We start from the raw sequence: 17,044 nt of genomic DNA, 5'->3' as shown, positions 1-17,044 counted from the left end.
TGAAGCTGAGAAGGTGTTGCAGATGAAGCCGATGGGACCGATCCCGCCCTGGTTCGCGGGCGAGGAGGGCATGTTGCTGATCGGCGGTTATGGCGCGGCCAGCCTGGTGGATGAGGCAGGCGACACGCCGCTCTTCGCCTATGACATGGCGATCGTCGAAGCGCAGGTCCGGCGCTTCCGGGCCGCCATGCCGCCCGCCCTGCACCTCCATTATGCGATCAAGGCCAACCCCTATGCTCCGCTGCTCGCGGCCATGGCGGGGCAGGTCGATGGCTTCGACATCGCGTCGGGCGGCGAACTGGACATGGCGCTGGCAGCGGGCATGGACCCGGCGCGGATCAGCTTTGCCGGGCCGGGCAAACGCAATGACGAACTGGAAGCGGCCATTTTCGCAGGCGTCACGCTCAACCTCGAATCCGAAGGGGAGGGGCGTCGCGCGCTCGCCATCGGCCACCGGATCGGCAAGACGCCGTGCGTCGCGGTGCGGGTGAACCCCGACTTCCATCTCAAAGGCTCCGGGATGCGGATGGGCGGCGGGGCCAAGCCATTCGGCGTCGATGCCGATCGCGCCGCGGCGCTTGCCCGCGCGATGATCGACGGCGGGGCCGACTGGCGCGGCTGGCATATCTTTGCCGGTTCGCAAAATCTCGACGCCATGGCGATCATCGAGACGCAGGCCGCGACCTTGGCGCTGGCGGCGCGCCTGTCCGAAGCGGTCGGCGTCGCGCCGCCGCTGGTCAATCTGGGCGGCGGCTTTGGCCTTGCCTACTTCCCCGGCGACGTGCCGCTCGACATCCGCCCCATCGGTGTCGCCCTCGACAGCGCGCTGGAATCATTGCCCGACATCCTCAAACCCACCCATTTCGCGATCGAACTCGGCCGCTGGCTGGTGGGGGAGGCGGGCGTCTATCTAACCCGCGTAATCGACGTGAAGGTCAGCCAGGGCGAAACCTTCGTCGTCGTCGATGGCGGCCTGCACCATCAACTTGCCGCCAGCGGCAATTTCGGCACCGTCGTCCGCCGCAACTATCCGATCGCCATCGCCAACCGTTTCGGCGCGGACCCGGCGGCAGAGCCAGTGACGGTCGTCGGCTGCCTTTGCACCCCGATCGACCGGCTCGGCGACAAGGTGGCGTTACCCCCGGTGCAGGAAGGCGACCTCATTGCCATCTTCCTAGCAGGGGCCTATGGCGCGTCGGCCAGTCCGACCGCTTTTCTTGGCCATCCAAGTCCTCGTGAAGTTTTACTTGGCTGAATTACTCTACACATAACTCCTAACGGTATCTTTACCCTTTGACGGCATGAAGAGGTCCGAAGCCCTGTGCTGAACGGCCTTGCCACCCCTCTTTGGCGGCCGGTCGCACAAGGCCGCACAAAGAGGTGAGAATATGCGTTTCCTGTCCGTTTCCAGGCTCCTGATCGGTGCATCCTTGCCCGCCGTCGCCCTGTCGGGCTGCGCCACGGTGCCTGCCGGGCCGCAACTGCCCCCGGCATCCTTCGTGTCGACGCAGGAAGGACCGGGCGAGGAATATATCATCGGCCCGCTCGATGACCTCACCATCTTCGTGTGGCGCAATCCCGAACTGGGGGCCAAGGTTCAGGTGCGGCCCGACGGGCGCATCACCACGCCGCTGATCACCGATATGCCCGCCGTGGGCAAGACGCCCAAGATGTTGTCCGACGACATCAAGCTGGCGCTCACCAAATATATCGAAAATCCGCTCGTCTCGGTCATCGTCAACAATTTCAGCGGCACCTTCAGCCAGCAGGTGCGGATCGTCGGCGCGACTGACAAGCCCGCCTCGATTCCCTATCGGGCCAACATGACGTTGCTCGATGCGATGATCTCGGTCGGCGGCCTGTCCGAATTTGCCGCGGGCAACCGCGCGCGCCTCATCCGCTTCGACAAGGATAGCGGCAAGCAAAAGGAATATCAGGTCCGCCTGAACGACCTGCTCAAGAAGGGCGACACGCGCGCCAACGTCATGCTCGCCCCCGGCGACGTCATCATCATCCCTGAAAGCATGTTCTGATATGGCCGGTCTTTACGACGAATTGCTGGTCCTGCTCCATGGCATATGGAGCCGCCGCTGGATCGCGCTGGGCGTCGCCTGGGGCGTGGCCATGCTTGGCTGGCTCGGCGTGGCGCTGATCCCCAACAGCTATGAATCGAAGGCGCGGGTCTATGTCAGCACCCAGTCGTTGCTGGAGGACAAGGTCGGCATCACCCAGGTCCAGTCGCAGCAGGAACTGGAGCGCGTGCGCAGCACGCTGGCCAGCGCCGAAAATCTCGAAAAGGTCGTGCGCGAAACCGATCTGTCGCAGGGCGTCTCCGGCCCGCGCGACGTCGCCGCCAAGATCACGACGCTGCGTGAAAATATCACCGTGATGGCGCAGGCCGACCCCAGCATGATCGACATCAGCGCCAAGTCCGCCGATTCGAGCCTGTCGGACGGTGCGAACGCGCGCATCGCGCAGCAGGTGGCGCAAAAGCTGATCGACATCTTCCAGGAAGAAAATCTGTCGGGCGACCGGACGCAAACCAAGCAGAGCCTCGCTTTCCTTGACCAGCAGGTCGCAGCGCGCGGCAAGCAGATGGAGGCCGCTGACCAGCGCCGCGTCGAATTTGCCCAGCGCTATGTCGGGCTATTGCCCGGCGCAGGCTCCATCAGCCAGCGCATGGATGCCGCCCGGATGGAGATCAACCAGATCGACTCACAACTGGTGCAGGCACAAAGCGCCCTGAGCGCGATGAACGGCCAGTTGGCGGGCACCCCGCAAAGCCTGCCGGGCGTCGGCGCGGCGGGCGGCCCCTCGGCGCTCAGCCAGGCTCAGTCGAACCTCGCGGGCATGCGCGCGCGCGGCTGGACCGTCGACCATCCCGACGTGATCGCGGCACAACGCGAAGTCGATGCCCTGCGCCGTCAGGGTGGCGGCGGCAGCGCAGGCGGCGGTGGCACGCCCAATCCCGCCTATCTGTCGATCAAGTCGATGCAGGCCGAACGCGCTGCGACGGTGCAGGCGCTCTCCACCCGCAAGGCACAGTTGCAGGCCGACCTCAACGCCATGATGGCCAAGCAGGTCGACGAACCGGGCATCGCGTCAGAGCAGGAAAAGCTCGACCGCGACTATGAAGTGCTCAAGACCCAATATGACAAGCTGCTCGCCGACCGCGAGGAAATCCGCCTGCGTGGCGAGGTGAAGTCGGAAACCGGATCGGTCCAGTTCCGCGTCATCAACCCGCCCAGCATCCCCACCGCGCCGACCGCGCCCAACCGGCCGCTGCTGCTGCTCGGCGTGTTGATCGTCGGCATTGCTGCGGGCGTTGGCGTCGCTTTCGCCATGGGCCAGCTCAAGGGAACATTCCCCACCGCCGCCCGTCTGGAACGCGCCATCGGCCTGCCGGTCGCCGGATCAATCAGCCAGGCGGTCAGCGCTACGCAGGTCGCCGTCGAAAAACAGCGGATGAAATGGTTTGCGGGCGCCAGTGGCGGCTTGGCGGCGGTCTGCCTGCTGCTGATCGTCGTCGAATTTGTCCAGCGTGGCATGGCTTGAGATGTGGGCGTGAAGGAACCAGGAAACATGAACCAGCATAGCCCCATCAAAGGCGGATCGCTGATCGAGCGCGCCACCGAAATCTATGATTTCAGCGCCGCCCTGCGCGGCCGCGCCGCGCCTGCCGTCGAAATGCCCGCCGATGCGCCGCCGCTCGCCGCGCCGGTTGCCGTCGCGCCCGCCGCGCTGGCCCCCGCGCCGACGGGCTTCCGCGCCTTGCCCTGGACCGGCCCCATCCAGCCGATCGACCGCATTGCACTCGCCGAAGCAGGCCTGCTCCAGCCCGACGGCCCCGTCACCGCGATGAGCGAGGAGTTCCGCCTGCTCAAGCGCGACCTGCTGGCGCAGCTACAGGATAATAAGCGCGGCAACCGCATCCTCGTCTGTTCGCCGCATAGCGGCGATGGCAAGAGCTTCTGCGCGATCAACCTGGCGCTCAGCCTCGCGGCCGAAAAGGACCGCGAAATCCTGCTGATCGACGCCGATTTCGGCAAGCCCGGCATCCCCGCCGCACTGGGGCTGGAGGCTGGCCCCGGCCTGATGGACGCGCTCGCCGACCCGATGGTGGCGATCGAGGATTGCGTGATCCGCACGGACATCCCCTCGCTGTCGATCCTGCCCGCCGGACAGCGCAGTAACGCGGACACCGAATTTCTCTCCTCCGCCCGCACCGAACAATTGCTCGCGCGTCTGACCGAAGGTCGGCCCGACCGCATCCTCGTCTTCGACTCGCCGCCGCTGCTCGCCGCCTCGCCCGCTGCCGTGCTGGCCAGCCATGTCGCCATCGCCCTGCTGGTGGTGCGCGCCGACAAGACCAGCGAAGCCGCCGTGCGCGATGCGATCGGCCTGCTCAAGGGCGGAGCGCAGGTCCAGCTTCTGATTAACGCCGTCCGCTTCACCGGCGGCGGCCGCCGCTTCGGCAGCTATTATGCCAAGGGGGAACCCCGCTCATGACTCGTTACTGGATCAGCGGCGCGTCCTTCGTCGCGCTGGCCGCCGCCGCCGTTCCCGCGCTGGCGCAGGATGCGCAGCGCCGGATGGACGTGACGCCCTATATCGGCATCGACCAGGTGGTGATGGCCCCGCTCAAGGGCGGCGGCGACGTGCTGACCTATACCAATGTCACGGCTGGCCTGACCGCCGAAGTGCAGAATCGCCGGGTCGAAGCGGTGGTCGATGTCCAATATAATCACAGCTTCGGCTGGGGCAGCCAGGCACCCGATCAGGACGTGCTGAGCGGCATCGCCAGCGCGCGCGTCAATCTGGCGCGCGGCCTTTCGCTCAATGCGGGCGGTCTGGCGACGCGGGTGCGCACTGATGGGCTGTCGGGCGCGACATCGCTTAACGACAACAGCTTCACCAGCCAGGTCTATGCCGGTTATATCGGCCCGTCCTACACGACGCAGGTCGGCGACTTCACCGTCAACGGCTCCTACCAACTGGGCTATGCGCGGGTGGAAGACAGCGTCAATGCCGATTTCCTGGGCGGGCGCGCCGGCTCCTTCGCCGATAGCTGGACGCACAGCCTCCTTGGCTCGGTCGGCTTCGGGCCGGGCACAGTGCTGCCGGTCGGCCTGACCGCCAGCGCCGGCTATAATCGCGAAGATGCCAGCCAGCTCGACCAGCGGTTCGAAAATGCCTGGGGTCGTCTGGACGCGACCCTGCCAGTCTCGCGCACCGTCGCGCTTCTGGGCGGCATCGGCTATGAAAAGATCGAGATCAGCCAGCGTTCGCCGCAACTGACGGACGAGGGCGTACCACTGATCCGCAACGGCCGCTACGTCACTGACAAAAGCTCGCCGCGCGCGCTGGTCTATAATTTCGACGATATCATCTGGGATGTCGGCGTCTTGTGGCGGCCCAGCCGCCGCACCTCGCTGACCGCGCGGGTGGGCGAACGCTATGGCGGCATGACCTATCAGGGCAGCTTCACCTGGCAGGGTCAGGACAGCAGCTTCGGCCTCATGGTCTTCGATGGCATCGACAGTTTCGGCCGCATGATCATGGCCGATGTCGCGGCCGTGTCGGGCAGCAGCCTCAATGTCGTGCGCAATCCCTTCACCGGCGATCTCACCGGCTGCGCCTTCTCGACCACCGGCGGAGGCCAGTGTTTCAACGATTCGCTGTCGGGCATCACTGACGCCAATTTCCGCTATCGTGGGGTCGCGGCCCAATATGCGCTGCGGCGTGGACCTTGGGGCTGGGGCCTGGGCGCTGGCTATTCGCAGCGCAAGTTCATCACGCCGCAGGGCCAGAGCGTGCTGATCAGCGGATCGCGTGATCAGAACTGGTACGGCAACGGCTCGGTCAGCTATATGTTCAGCGACAGCGACAGCATCGACCTTGTCACCTACATCAACTATTTCGACGCCAGCGGCGATCGGCTGGATGTCCTGAACTTCGGTGCATTTACCAGCTATTACAAGAATCTGACCCGGCGTCTGTCGGCTTCGGCCTCGGTCGGGCTGGACGGTGTGCAGGCAGACGACTTCGAAACCATCATCAGCGCGTTGGGCCAGGTCGGCCTGCGCTACAGCTTCTAACGGGTCGGCCTGGGGAGACGAAGATATGTACGATCAATTCTACGGATTGCAGGGTCGCCCGTTTCAGCTAACGCCCGACCCGCATTATTATTTCGAAAGTGCCACGCACCGCAAGGCGCTATCCTATCTCGGCTATGGCCTGGCGCAGGGCGAAGGCTTCATCGTCATCACCGGCGACATCGGCGCGGGCAAGACCACTTTGGTCGGCCATCTGATGCAGACGATCGACCCTTCGCGCCTCACCGCCGTCAAGATCGTCTCGACCCAGGTGCAGGGCGACGACATGCTGCGCCTCGCCGCGCAAAGCTTCGGCCTCGCGACCGAAGGCATGACCAAGGCTGCAACGCTGCAACAGGTGGAAGCCTATCTGCACATGCAGGCGCGTGCCGGACGGCGCACCCTCCTGATCGTGGACGAGGCGCAGAATTTGGCGGTCTCGGCGATCGAGGAGTTGCGGATGCTGTCCAATTTCCAGCTTGGCGGCCAGTCGCTTCTCCAGATATTCCTGCTCGGCCAGCCCGAATTTCGCGACTTGCTCAAATCGCCGCAGCTCGAACAGTTGCGCCAGCGCGTCATCGCCACCCATCATCTCGAACCGATGATGGCCAATGAAGTCGAGCCTTATGTCATTCACCGCCTGACGGTGGCGGGCTGGGACGGTCGCCCGATCTTCAGCCGCGACGCCTTTGCCGCCCTCTATGCCGCGACCGGCGGCGTGCCGCGCCGCCTGAACGCACTGGTCAGCCGCGTCCTGCTGATGGGCGCGATCGAGCAATTGGAAGCGATCGACGCCGATGTGGTGCAGGCGGTCGTCGCCGACATGGGTCTGGACATCGACGTCACGCCAACGGCGATGACGCCCTCCGCACTGGACGATGTCGAAGATGTTGGTGAGGACACTGCCCTAATTGTACCGGAAGCCGAAGCGGAAGCCGACGTAGCAGACGACACCGCGCAGCTAGAACTGGAAACAGTCGAAGAAGCGGACGAGATCGTCGCCGAAGTCGAGGAAGAACAGGATATGATCGACGAGAGCTGGCCCTTGGCCTCCGACACACAGGATGCTGAGATCGTGGACGAAGCGATCGAAGAAGAACCGATTGCGCTCGAAGACAGCCTTGCACAGGGCGACGCCACGCTTGGCGACTTCACCTCGCCCTACGATCAGCAGGACTGGTCGATGCAGCGCGCACCTTTCGCACCACCCGTCGAGGTGGACGTTGTTGACGAGGATGACGACCAGCCCGAAGCCGACCTCGCCGAAGCGCTGGACGCCAGGATCGCCGACCTCCACGAAGCCGAAGCGGAACAGCCCGATACCATCGACGCCCAGTCCGTCGAGATGCTGCGCCACGACATGCTGGGCGAGATCGAAGCGCTCCGCGCTGAAATCGCCTCGCTGCGCGCGGTGCAAGCGCATGTGCCGTTCGTTCCTGCCCAGACGATTGATCCCGAAGCGCTCAAGGATTGCTTCACCCTGATCGAGGAACGACTATCCTCGCTGGAATTTCGCGCCGAGGAACAGGATACCGCGCTCCGCCGCGTGCTGACGCTGCTGGTCGATTGGGTCGAACGCGAAGATCGCATGGCGGGGGTGACGCAGGATAGCGTCGCCGCCTGACGGCCAGACGCGCGGGAATTGAAAGAATGATGCAGAACGCCCTGTCGGTCGATGTCGAGGACTGGTTCCAGGTCGGCGCGTTCGAGCGCACGATCCGTCGTGCCGATTGGAACGGGCTGACCCACCGGGTCGAGCGCAATACCGACGCGGTGCTGGACCTGTTCGCGCAGGCGGACGTCAAGGCGACCTTCTTCACCCTAGGCTGGGTCGCCGAACGCTATCCGGCGCTTATGCGCCGCATTGCCGACGCCGGACATGAGGTCGCCAGCCATGGCTATGACCATGGCCGCGTCTTCACCTTCACCCCCGAAGCCTTCCGCGCCGACCTGCGCAAGGCCCGCGCCATATTGGAGGATGCCAGCGGCCAGCGCGTCACCGGCTATCGCGCGCCCAGTTTCTCGATCGACACCCGCACGCCTTGGGCGCATCCCATTTTGGCGGAGGAGGGCTATCGCTATTCTTCCAGCGTCGCGCCGATCCGGCATGACCATTATGGCTGGCCCGAATCCCCGCGCTTCGCGTGGAAGCCGGTGCCGGGGTCCGATCTGGTCGAGCTGCCGGTGACGACGGCGAAACTGGGCAATCGCACGCTGGCGGCGGGGGGAGGGGGCTTTTTCCGCCTGCTCCCCTATGGATTTTCGCGCTGGGCGATCCGCCAGGTCAACGATCAAGCGGGGCGGCCCGCCATCATCTATTTCCACCCGTGGGAAATCGACCCGGACCAGCCGCGCGTCGCTGACGCACCGCTGCGCTCGCGCCTGCGCCATTATAGCAATCTCTCGGTCATGGCCGCCAAGCTGCGCCGCCTGACGCGCGACTTCGCCTGGACACGGGTCGATGCGCTGGCCGACGCCGAAGCGGCGCGGGCGTCCTGACGATGGGGCAGGCTGTCACACCCTTCATCACGCTGATGGACCTGTCCGATCCGGCGCAGGCAGGGGCGGTGGACGCCTATGTCATGGCCCATGCCGACGGCACCCCCTTTCACCGCCCGGCCTGGTTGCTGGCCGTGCAGGACGGCACCGCCAACGCCGCCTTGCTTCTGGCGGCAGTCGGCCATTCGGGCGGCATCAGCGGCCTGTTGCCGCTGCATCATGTGCGCAGCCGCCTGTTCGGGCAGGCGCTCGTCTCGACCGCCTTCGCTGTCGATGGCGGCCTGTTGGCGGACAATGATCGCGTCGCGGCAGCGCTCGTCAGCGCGGCCGAGCATCTCGCCCATGACCGTGGCGGCCTGTCGCTCGAACTGCGCGGCGGACCGTGCCCCGGCCCGACATGGGAACAGCGCGCCGACCAGCATGTCGGCTTCGTCCGGCCGATCGCTGCCGATGACGATGCGGAATTGCTGGCCGTCCCGCGCAAGCATCGCGCCGAACTGCGCAAGGCGCTCGCTAACCCCGCCTTGGCGATCGACATCGGCCGCACTCGACGGCATTTGCGTGACCATTATCGCGTCTACGCCACCAGCGTCCGAAACCTCGGCACCCCGGTCTTCCCCGCGCGCCTGTTCCGCGCCGTGCTGGATCGGTTCGGCGAGGATGCGGACATATTGATCGTGCGCGACGGCGACCGGCCCGTCTCGGCGGTGCTGACGCTCTATCATAACGGCCGGGTCATGCCCTATTGGGGCGGTGGCCTCGCCGAGGCGCGGCGTCTGCGCTCCAATGAACTCATGTATTACCGCCTGATGGGGCATGGCCGGGCACGCGGTATGACGATGTTCGATTTCGGCCGGTCAAAGGTCGGCAGTGGGCAGGCGGCCTGGAAAAAAAGTTTCGGTTTCGAGCCGCGTCCTCTGGTCTATCACGAATGGGCTCCCGATGGCGCGCGGCGCGATGTGAACCCGCACAGCGAGAAATATCAGCGCCGCATTGCCTTGTGGAAGCGTTTGCCGCTGCCGGTCGCCAATCTGGTCGGCCCGCTCATCGCGCGCGGCCTGGGATGAAACGGGAAATCTATGCTATGCTGGCCCATGGGACCGGCGGGGGTCGGGGGGACTAGGACGTCATGTTCATGCAAGGGATAACCGAGGTCGGCCTCCTCGTCGAAGAGGCGCGCCTTGCCGATGCGGCAGAGGTTGCCGTAATCGACGCATGGGTGCGCGCCCATCCGCAATCGACGCCTTTCCATCGTCCCGGCTGGATCATGGGGGTTGAACATGGCACGGGTCAGAAGGCCCGGCTGTTGGTGGCGCGGCTGGGCAGCCAGATCGTCGGCGTCCTCCCGCTCACCTATATCCGCTCGATGCTGTTCGGCCGCGCCCTGGTCGGCAGCGGCTTTGCGGTCGACGGCGGCATCCTCACCACCCACCGCAAGGCAGGCGAGATGCTGGCCGACGCCGCCTGGACGCTGGCGCAGAAGCTTGGTTGCACGACGCTCGAACTGCGCGGCGGCGAAGCGCCAGCCGGTCTCGCCTGGCAGGCAAAAGCCGACGCCTATCTCGGCTTCTCGCGCCCGCTCGCCGCCGACGACGAAGCAGAACTCAAGGCCGTGCCCAAACGCCACCGCGCCGAAATCCGCAAAGGCCTCGCCAACGATCTTGTCTTCGAAAGCGGCCGCGACAAGCGGCTGCGCGACATCCATTACCGCCTCTACGCCCATAGCGTCCATCATCTGGGCACCCCGGTCTTCCCCCGCGCCCTGTTCGATGGCGTGCTGGATCGGCTCGGCGAAGACGCCGACATTGCGGTCGTGTCGAAAGACGGCCAGCCCCTGTCGGCGGTCATCAGCCTTTATCATGGTGGCGCGTGCATGCCCTATTGGCATGGCGCGGCCGATGGCGCGCGGACCATGCGCTCGAATGAAGCGCTCTATTTCCTGCTGATGCGCCAGGCGCGCGAACGCGGCTGCACGACCTTCGATTTCGGCCGGTCGAAGGTCGGCACCGGCCCCGCCGCCTGGAAAAAGACCTGGGGCTTCGAGGGCGAACCGCTCGGCTATCATCTGCGCACCGCGCCGGGCAAGGAGACGCGCGACGTCAATCCGCTCTCACCCCAATATCGGCGGAAGGTCGAATATTGGAAGAAGCTCCCCGAAAGCCTCGCCACGCTCATCGGCCCGCATATCGCGCGGGGCCTTGGATGACGGGCGAGATCCTCTTCCTCTGCCATCGCATCCCCTTTCCGCCGGACAGGGGCGACAAGATCCGCTCGTGCAACCTGCTCAAGCGGTTGGCGCAGGTCGCCCCCGTCCATGTCGGCTGCTTCGCCGATGATGATCGCGACATGGGCTTTGCCGGGGAACTGGCCGCCATTGCGCAGAGCCACTGCCTGCTCCGGCGCGACAAGTCCAAGATCGTGGCCGGCCTCACCGGCCTCGCCAAGCGCGAACCCTTGCTCGTGTCGCTGTTCGACCATCCCGGCCTGCACCAGTGGGTCGCGCAGACTCTGGCCGACCATCCCATTCGCGCCGTCGTAGCCTATTCGGCGCAGATGGCGCATTTCGTGCCCACGCTCCCGCCCGGCGTCCGCTTCCTGATGGATTTCGTGGATTTCGATTCGGCCAAATATGCCGCCTATGGCGCGCAGGGGTCGGGACCGATGGGCTGGATCAACCGGCGCGAAGGCCGCGTTCTGCTCGACTTCGAACGCCGCGTCGCCGCGCGCGCCGACATCTCCACCTTCGTCAGCGAAGCCGAAGCAGCCCTGTTCCGCGCCGCCAGCGGCCTTGGCCCTGACCGCATCGTGCCGCTCGAAAACGGCGTGGCGCTCGACTATTTCGACCCCGCGGCTGATTTCCCCCCGGTGGACCATGGCGATGGCCCCTTGCTCGTCTTCACAGGCCAGATGGACTATCGCCCCAATGTCGAGGCGGTCGAAAGTTTCGCGCGCCAGACCTTGCCCGCCATCCGCACTGTCCATCCCAACGCCCGCTTCGCCATTGTCGGCCGCAACCCGTCCAAGGCGGTCGAAGCGCTCGCCGCCCATCCCGGCGTGATCGTCACCGGCGGCGTGCCCGACGTGCGCGGCTGGCTGGCGGCGGCCGACATTGTCGTCGCCCCTTTACGCATCGCGCGCGGCATCCAAAACAAGGTGCTGGAAGCCATGGCGATGGCTCGCCCGGTCGTCGCCTCGCCCCAAGCCGCCGAAGGCATCGACGCGCAGGATGACCTGCACCTGCTGATCGCCGCCAACCCCGCCGAAGAAGGCGCCAGGATCAACGCTCTGCTCGCCGATCCCGCCCGCGCGGCCCAACTCGGCATCGCTGCCCGCGCGCGCATGGAAGCCCGCTACCGCTGGTCGGCCACGCTCGCCCATCTGCCCGACCTGTTATTTGGCCCCCTAGCGGACAGCCGTGCCGCATGACCGGCCAGACCTTGTCCATGGCACAACCGCCGCTTGTCGATCTCACCGGATGGCGGGGCCATTTGACCGCGCTCGGCGTCGTCGCCTTCTCGATCCTGACCCTCTTTTTCGCCGATGTGCAGTCGATGGCGGCGATCTGGTGGCATTCCTCCACCTTCGGCCACTGCCTGTTCATCCCGCCGCTCATCGCCTGGCTGGTGCAGCAGCGCTTGCCCGGCCTGCGCCAGATGGAGCCGGTCGCCTGGGCACCGGGCCTGATCTGGCTGGGGCTGGGCGCGCTTGCCTGGTTGCTGGGCGCGGCGGCCGGCGTCGCCATGGTCCGCCACGGCGCGCTGATCCTGATGTTGCAGGGCGCAACCATCGCGTTGCTCGGCCCGGCGGTCACGCGCGCGCTCATCTTCCCGCTCTTCTACGCCTTCTTCATGGTGCCCTTCGGCGAGGAACTCGTGCCGCCGCTGCAACTGGTGACGGCGCATCTGACGATGTTCTTCCTCGACCTGTCGGGCGTACCCGCCCATATGGAGGGCATCTTCATCACGACGCCGACCGGCTATTTCGAAGTGGCGGAGGCTTGTTCGGGTGCGAAATTCCTGATCGCCATGACGGCCTATGGCGTCCTCGTCTGCAATGTCTGTTTTCGCACCTGGCCGCGCCGCATCATCTTCATGAGCGGCGCGTTGCTGCTCTCCATCCTGGCCAATGGTGTGCGCGCCTTCGCCACCATATTGGTCGCGCACCTGACCACCATTGATGCGGCGGTCGGCTTCGACCATGTCGTCTATGGCTGGGTCTTTTTCGCGATCATCATGATCGTGGTGATGGCAACCGCCTGGCCTTTCTTTGATCGCAAGCCGGGCGATCCCTGGTTCGACCCGCGCCGCCTCCAGCCCGAAACCCCGCCGCAACGGTCGGCCGGACGGGTGGCGGGCGGCGCGCTGGCGCTGATCGTCGCCGCGCCGCTCTGGCTCGCGACCACCGCTGCGACCGCTGAGCGGCTCCCGCCCCGGATCGACCTGCCCGCCGTGCCCGGCTGGATTCGCAGCGACACGCCCATGGCCTATCCCTGGAAACCGCGCTTCGATGGGGCCGATCATTTCGTCTTCGGCCGTTATCGCAATGCGGACGGCCAGGTCGTCGACCTCGCCATCATCGCCTATGACCGGCAGGAAGAGACCCGCGAACTCGTCGGCTTTGGCCAGGGTGCGGCCGATCCCGACAGCCAATGGGTCTGGTCCTCGCCCGCGCGCGCGCCGCACGATGCGCGCGGCGAACAGATTACCGCGCCCGGCCCGGTCGTGCGTCAGGTCGTGAGCTATTATGTGGTTGGCGGCACCCCCCCGACCGGCAGCCGACCGGGCGTCAAGATCGCCACGATGAAGGCCCGGCTGCTGGGGCAGGACCAGCGCGCCGTCGCCATCCTCATCTCCGCCGAAGAAGGGCAGGGCGCGCGCGCCGATGCGGCGATCCGCGCCTTCCTGACCAATATCGGCGACATACAGCTTTTGGCTGACCGCAGCGCGGGCATCCGCTAGGGAGGTTCGCATGTGCGGCATAGCGGGTATCTTTCATCTGGAAACGGCCAAGCCGGTCGATCCCGCGCGCGTGCGCGCCATGCTCGACGCCATGCCGCATCGCGGCCCGGATGGCAGCGGCATCTGGACCGCGCCGGGCGTGGGGCTGGGCCATCTGCGCCTCTCGATCATCGATCTGGAGTCGGGCGCGCAGCCGATGCTGACCGACGACGAGGCCCTCGCGGTCATATTCAACGGCGAAATCTATAATTTCGCTGAAGTCCGCGCCGAACTGGAGGCGAAGGGCCATGTCTTTCGCACCCACAGCGACACCGAAGTCATCCTCCACGGCTATCGCCAATGGGGCGAGGAGTGCGTTCACCGTTTCAACGGCATGTTCGCCTTCGCCCTGTTCGACGCCCGCGCCCAGTCGCTCTGGCTCGTGCGTGACCGGCTGGGGGTCAAGCCGCTCCATTATGCCCTGCTATCCGATGGCAGCCTGATCTTCGGATCGGAACTCAAAAGCCTGCTCGCCCATCCGCTGCTGCGCCGCGCGCCGGACCTGTCCGCGCTCGAAGATTATATGGCCTATGGCTATGTCCCCGACGATGCCTGCTTGGTCGCGGGCGTGCGCAAGCTTGGCGCGGGCGAAACGCTCCGCCTGGTGCGCGGCCGCCCCCTGCCCCAGCCGCAACGCTACTGGGATGTCAGCTTCGCCGACCGCACCAAATCCTCGCCGCAGGAACAGGAAGAAGAACTGGTCGCCCTGATGCGGCAGGCCGTTCGCTCGCGGATGGTTGCCGACGTGCCGCTGGGTGCCTTTCTGTCGGGCGGTGTGGATAGCAGCAGCGTCGTGGCGCTGATGGCCGAATCCTCCTCGCAGGCGGTCAAGACCTGCACCATAGGCTTCGACGTCGCCGCGCTCGATGAGACCGCCTATGCCGACCGCATCGCCCGCCGCTTCGCCACCGATCATCGCAGCCGCATCGTCTCGCCCGACGATTATGGCCTGATCGACCGGCTCGCCTTCCATTTCGACGAACCCTTCGCCGACGCCTCCGCGCTGCCCACCTTCCGCGTATGCGAACTGGCGCGTGAGCAGGTGACGGTCGCGCTGTCGGGCGACGGCGCGGACGAAGCCTTTGCGGGCTATCGCCGTCATCGTTTTCAGATGCAGGGCGAACGCATTCGCGGCCTCATCCCCGCGTCGATCCGCGAACCCCTGTTCGGAATGCTCGGCAAATATTATCCCAAGGCCGACTGGGCACCGCGCGCCCTGCGGGCCAAATCCACCTTCCTCGAACTGGCGGGCAGCGGCGGCGAAGCCTATGCCGCATCGGTCGGTGTCACCCCCCACGCCCTGCGCCAGCGCCTCTTCACGCAGGAGGTGAAGGGCCGGCTCGGCGGCTATCGCGCCGAAGATCGTTATGTGAAGGCGATGGCCAACGCGCCCGCGCGCGACGCGCTCGACCGCGCGCAATATGCCGACATCAAATATTGGCTGCCCGGCGACATCCTGACCAAGACCGACCGGATGAGCATGGCCGTCAGTTTAGAAGCGCGCGAACCCCTGCTCGACCATCGCCTCGTAGAATTTGCCGCGCGCCTGCCGGTCAGCCAGCGCATTCGCGGCAATAGCGGCAAATATCTGCTGAAAAAGGCGATGGAGCCTTATCTGCCGCAAGACATACTCTATCGCCAGAAAATGGGCTTCGTCACGCCCATCAGCGCCTGGTTCCGTGGCGCGCTCGCAGGCGAAGCCACCGCCATCGCGGGCGGATCGGCCCTGGCCCGCACCGAATGGTTCGACAGCGCCATGCTCGCCCGCATCGCCACCGACCACCGCTCCGGTGTCGCCGACCATGGCCGCCTGCTGTGGCAACTGTTGATGCTCGACAAGTCGCTGACGCGATTGTTCGGGGTGTAGGGTCCACGCGATCGACCCTAGCCGCATCCTCCCCTGTAAGGGGAGGTGGCAGCACGCAGTGCTGACGGAGGGGTGTCCCCCTATCGATGGCGGGACACCCCTCCGTCTGACCTTCGGCCAGACACCTCCCCTGCAAGGGGAGGATGAACAAGAGCGGACACTGCGACGCCCACCCCCTTGCAACCCGCGCCGCCCGGTGCCAACGGGGCGCATGGCGATGATCAGGGCGCAGCAGTGACAGTTTCCAAGGAAATCGTGCGGTTCCGGCTTTATGCGCTGTGCCTGGGCGGGGACATGGCCGGGCTGTTCTGCGCTTTCCTCGCCGCCAACTGGTTCGTGCTGGGCGCGCTGTGGGGCGAGCCGGGCAAGCCGCACGGCCTCGTCATGTTCGCGATGATCGCGCCGCTCTACGCGCTGCTGGCGGTGCAGGGCGGCGGTTATGGCATTCAGAGCATCAACAATGTCCGGCGCGGCATCGTCCGCGCGCTCTGGGCGCTGGTGCAGGCGGCGCTGCTGATGCTGCTGATCGTCTATCTAGGCAAGATGGCCGAACAATTGTCGCGCCTCACCTTCGTCGCCGGCCTTGGCCTGGGCGGCCTTGCCGTCGCGCTGGTGCGCCTCGCGATCGCGCGGCTGGCGAGTCAGGTGCTGGGCGACGTGCCCGACCTCACCGTCGTCATCATGGATGGCGTGATGATTGCCACCGGGCCGCACATGACCGTCATCGAAGCCGCCGCCATCGACCTGCGCCCCGAACGCCACGATGCCGACATGGCAGCGCGGCTGGCGAGCGCGGTCGGCATGGCCGAGCGCGTCATCGTTGCCTGTCCGCTCGACCGGATGGCCGACTGGTCGGCGGCGCTCAAATCGCTGTCCGCCCGTGGCGAGATCGTGGTGCCCGAACTGCTGCGTTTCGCCCCCGCGCGCGTCGCCGAATTTGACGGCCAGCCGACCATCATCGTCGCGGGCGGCCCGCTGCAATTCCGCGACCGGCTGATCAAGCGGCTGTTCGATCTGATCGTTGCCACCGTTGCCACCATCCTGCTCTCGCCCATCCTGATCGGCGCGGCGCTGGCGGTGAAGCTGACCAGCCCCGGTCCCATCCTCTTCCGCCAGCCGCGCATCGGCAAGGATGGCCGCTCCTTCTCCATCTACAAATTCCGTTCGATGCGGACAGAGGCCAGCGACACAAAGGCCGAGACTCTGACCAAGCGCGACGATGATCGCGTGACCCCGATCGGTGCCTTCCTGCGTAGGACCAGCATCGACGAATTACCTCAACTTTTCAATGTATTAGAAGGCGGTATGAGCATCGTCGGCCCGCGCCCCCATGCCGCCGCCGCGCGGGCAGGGGACAGCCTCTATTGGGAAGTCGACCCCCGCTATTGGGCGCGCCATTGCATCAAACCCGGCATGACCGGCCTCGCCCAGGTGCGCGGCCATCGCGGATCGACCGACCATCATCAGGATCTGATCGACCGGCTCCAATCGGACCTCGAATATGTCAGCGACTGGTCGGTCTGGCGCGACCTGCGCATCATCGTCGCGACCCTGGGCGTCCTCGTCCATCCCAAGGCCTACTAAGC

Annotated in this window: 13 protein-coding genes; all 13 read left to right on the top strand. The window is 65.9% G+C overall.

Annotated elements, in window-relative coordinates; all coding sequences use genetic code 11:
• The first annotated feature begins 22 nt into the window (after positions 1-22).
• On the top strand, positions 23-1,255 hold the full coding sequence (locus J2W40_RS06340) for a pyridoxal-dependent decarboxylase, exosortase A system-associated (RefSeq protein WP_310222793.1): 1,233 nt from the start codon (positions 23-25) through the stop codon (positions 1,253-1,255).
• Between the two features lie 133 nt (positions 1,256-1,388).
• Positions 1,389-2,033 carry an XrtA/PEP-CTERM system exopolysaccharide export protein gene (locus J2W40_RS06335; RefSeq protein WP_310222791.1) on the top strand — a complete coding sequence of 215 codons (645 nt, stop codon included), beginning with the start codon at positions 1,389-1,391 and terminating at the stop codon, positions 2,031-2,033.
• 1 nt (position 2,034) lies between these two features.
• The gene (locus J2W40_RS06330; RefSeq protein ID WP_310222789.1) at positions 2,035-3,555 is read left to right on the top strand and encodes an XrtA system polysaccharide chain length determinant; all 1,521 of its coding nucleotides are present in this window, start codon (positions 2,035-2,037) and stop codon (positions 3,553-3,555) included.
• 27 nt (positions 3,556-3,582) lie between these two features.
• Positions 3,583-4,509 (top strand): P-loop NTPase, encoded by a 927-nt coding sequence (locus J2W40_RS06325; protein WP_310222787.1) that lies wholly within the window; start codon positions 3,583-3,585, stop codon positions 4,507-4,509.
• Positions 4,506-6,098 (top strand): hypothetical protein, encoded by a 1,593-nt coding sequence (locus J2W40_RS06320; RefSeq protein ID WP_310222786.1) that lies wholly within the window; start codon positions 4,506-4,508, stop codon positions 6,096-6,098. Before J2W40_RS06325 ends, J2W40_RS06320 begins: the two co-directional genes overlap by 4 nt.
• Positions 6,099-6,123: 25 nt before the next feature.
• Positions 6,124-7,719: an XrtA/PEP-CTERM system-associated ATPase gene (locus tag J2W40_RS06315; protein ID WP_310222784.1), complete on the top strand. Its 1,596-nt coding sequence runs from the start codon at positions 6,124-6,126 to the stop codon at positions 7,717-7,719.
• Positions 7,720-7,745: 26 nt separating this feature from the next.
• Positions 7,746-8,594 (top strand): XrtA system polysaccharide deacetylase, encoded by an 849-nt coding sequence (locus tag J2W40_RS06310; RefSeq protein WP_310222782.1) that lies wholly within the window; start codon positions 7,746-7,748, stop codon positions 8,592-8,594.
• A gap of 2 nt (positions 8,595-8,596) precedes the next feature.
• Positions 8,597-9,661, top strand: coding sequence for a FemAB family XrtA/PEP-CTERM system-associated protein (locus tag J2W40_RS06305; RefSeq protein ID WP_310222780.1), 1,065 nt, complete (start codon positions 8,597-8,599; stop codon positions 9,659-9,661).
• A gap of 68 nt (positions 9,662-9,729) precedes the next feature.
• Positions 9,730-10,800, top strand: a complete 1,071-nt coding sequence (locus J2W40_RS06300) for a FemAB family XrtA/PEP-CTERM system-associated protein (protein ID WP_310222778.1) — start codon at positions 9,730-9,732, stop codon at positions 10,798-10,800.
• The gene (locus J2W40_RS06295) at positions 10,797-12,020 is read left to right on the top strand and encodes a TIGR03087 family PEP-CTERM/XrtA system glycosyltransferase (RefSeq protein ID WP_310222776.1); all 1,224 of its coding nucleotides are present in this window, start codon (positions 10,797-10,799) and stop codon (positions 12,018-12,020) included. The genes J2W40_RS06300 and J2W40_RS06295 overlap by 4 nt, the downstream gene beginning before the upstream one ends.
• Positions 12,017-13,552, top strand: coding sequence for an exosortase A (gene xrtA / locus J2W40_RS06290; protein WP_310222773.1), 1,536 nt, complete (start codon positions 12,017-12,019; stop codon positions 13,550-13,552). The genes J2W40_RS06295 and xrtA overlap by 4 nt, the downstream gene beginning before the upstream one ends.
• A 10-nt stretch (positions 13,553-13,562) precedes the next feature.
• Complete coding sequence (locus tag J2W40_RS06285; RefSeq protein WP_310222771.1) at positions 13,563-15,458, top strand: XrtA/PEP-CTERM system amidotransferase; 1,896 nt, start codon at positions 13,563-13,565, stop codon at positions 15,456-15,458.
• Between the two features lie 234 nt (positions 15,459-15,692).
• Complete coding sequence (locus J2W40_RS06280; protein WP_310222769.1) at positions 15,693-17,042, top strand: sugar transferase; 1,350 nt, start codon at positions 15,693-15,695, stop codon at positions 17,040-17,042.
• Positions 17,043-17,044 lie beyond the last annotated feature (2 nt).

This window comes from Sphingobium xenophagum, assembly GCF_031457465.1.
GTDB classification, from domain to species: domain Bacteria; phylum Pseudomonadota; class Alphaproteobacteria; order Sphingomonadales; family Sphingomonadaceae; genus Sphingobium; species Sphingobium xenophagum_A.
Note: the sequence above shows the minus strand (reverse complement) of the source record. Positions and strands in the feature narration are given on the sequence as shown.

What these genes read in the sequence shown, in the direction of transcription:
- J2W40_RS06340 (WP_310222793.1), top strand. Translation starts at nt 23, where the DNA reads ATGAAGCCGATGGGACCGATCCCGCCCTGGTTCGCGGGCGAGGAGGGC.
- J2W40_RS06335 (WP_310222791.1), top strand. Translation starts at nt 1,389, where the DNA reads ATGCGTTTCCTGTCCGTTTCCAGGCTCCTGATCGGTGCATCCTTGCCC.
- J2W40_RS06330 (WP_310222789.1), top strand. Translation starts at nt 2,035, where the DNA reads ATGGCCGGTCTTTACGACGAATTGCTGGTCCTGCTCCATGGCATATGG.
- J2W40_RS06325 (WP_310222787.1), top strand. Translation starts at nt 3,583, where the DNA reads ATGAACCAGCATAGCCCCATCAAAGGCGGATCGCTGATCGAGCGCGCC.
- J2W40_RS06320 (WP_310222786.1), top strand. Translation starts at nt 4,506, where the DNA reads ATGACTCGTTACTGGATCAGCGGCGCGTCCTTCGTCGCGCTGGCCGCC.
- J2W40_RS06315 (WP_310222784.1), top strand. Translation starts at nt 6,124, where the DNA reads ATGTACGATCAATTCTACGGATTGCAGGGTCGCCCGTTTCAGCTAACG.
- J2W40_RS06310 (WP_310222782.1), top strand. Translation starts at nt 7,746, where the DNA reads ATGATGCAGAACGCCCTGTCGGTCGATGTCGAGGACTGGTTCCAGGTC.
- J2W40_RS06305 (WP_310222780.1), top strand. Translation starts at nt 8,597, where the DNA reads ATGGGGCAGGCTGTCACACCCTTCATCACGCTGATGGACCTGTCCGAT.
- J2W40_RS06300 (WP_310222778.1), top strand. Translation starts at nt 9,730, where the DNA reads ATGCAAGGGATAACCGAGGTCGGCCTCCTCGTCGAAGAGGCGCGCCTT.
- J2W40_RS06295 (WP_310222776.1), top strand. Translation starts at nt 10,797, where the DNA reads ATGACGGGCGAGATCCTCTTCCTCTGCCATCGCATCCCCTTTCCGCCG.
- xrtA (WP_310222773.1), top strand. Translation starts at nt 12,017, where the DNA reads ATGACCGGCCAGACCTTGTCCATGGCACAACCGCCGCTTGTCGATCTC.
- J2W40_RS06285 (WP_310222771.1), top strand. Translation starts at nt 13,563, where the DNA reads ATGTGCGGCATAGCGGGTATCTTTCATCTGGAAACGGCCAAGCCGGTC.